Below are 947 nucleotides of genomic sequence, written 5' to 3'. Positions count from 1 at the left end.
ATGACGTTGGCGTCGGCGGCGCGCGTGCTTGAGCTGAGCACCCGCCAGGTGCGTCGGTTGCTGGAGCGGATCAACACCGGCGGTGCGGCTTCGATCCGGCATAAGGCAATCGGCCGGCCCTCGAACAATCGGATCAGCGACGGTGTTCGGGATTATGCGGTGACGGTCGTTCGCGAACGCTATGTGGACTTTGGTCCGACGCTGGCGGCCGAGAAGCTTGCCGAGCGTGATGGTCTGACGGTGTCGCGCGAGACCCTGCGCCAATGGATGTCTGAGGCCGGCCTGTGGCTGTCGCGCAAGCAGCGGCGGACGTTTCATCAGCCACGCTTGCGGCGCGAGGCCTACGGTGAACTGGTGCAAATCGATGGATCCGAGCATCGCTGGTTCGAGGATCGCGGTGACCCATGTTCATTGCTGGTGTTCATCGATGATGCGACCGGCAAGCTGATGCAGTTGCGGTTTGTACGCTCGGAAAGTGCGTTCAGCTATTTCGAGGCGCTCGAGCTCTATCTGAAGGCGCATGGGGCTCCCGTCGCCTTCTATTCCGACAAGCATTCGGTGTTTCGGGTTGCGAAGAAGGATGCCAAGGGCGGTCAGGGCATGACCCAGTTCGGGCGTGCACTTTGCGAGCTAAACATCGAGATTCTTTGCGCAAACTCGAGCCAAGCCAAGGGCCGGGTCGAGCGGATGAACCGGACGCTACAGGACCGGTTGATCAAGGATCTGCGCCTGGAGGGCATCTGCGGCATGGACGACGGCAACGCTTTCCTGCCTCGGTTCATGGAGCGCTATAACCGCCAGTTTGCCATTACCCCTGCCCGATCTGATGATCTGCATCGGCCGCTGAACCTTGCCCCGGATCGGCTGCGCGACGTCCTGTGCAAACGTGAGCAGCGCTATGTCGGATCGCAGCTGACGTTTTCGTTCGAGCGCCAGCGGATCATGCT

Annotated in this window: 1 protein-coding gene; it reads left to right on the top strand. The window is 61.2% G+C overall.

Features of this window, described 5'->3' with window-relative positions; all coding sequences use genetic code 11:
- Positions 1-947: ISNCY family transposase (locus IB265_RS36235; RefSeq protein WP_192496224.1), on the top strand; the 947-nt coding region annotated here is incomplete at both ends.

Source organism: Ensifer sp. ENS10 (genome assembly GCF_014852025.1).
Lineage (GTDB): Bacteria > Pseudomonadota > Alphaproteobacteria > Rhizobiales > Rhizobiaceae > Ensifer.
Note: the sequence above shows the minus strand (reverse complement) of the source record. Positions and strands in the feature narration are given on the sequence as shown.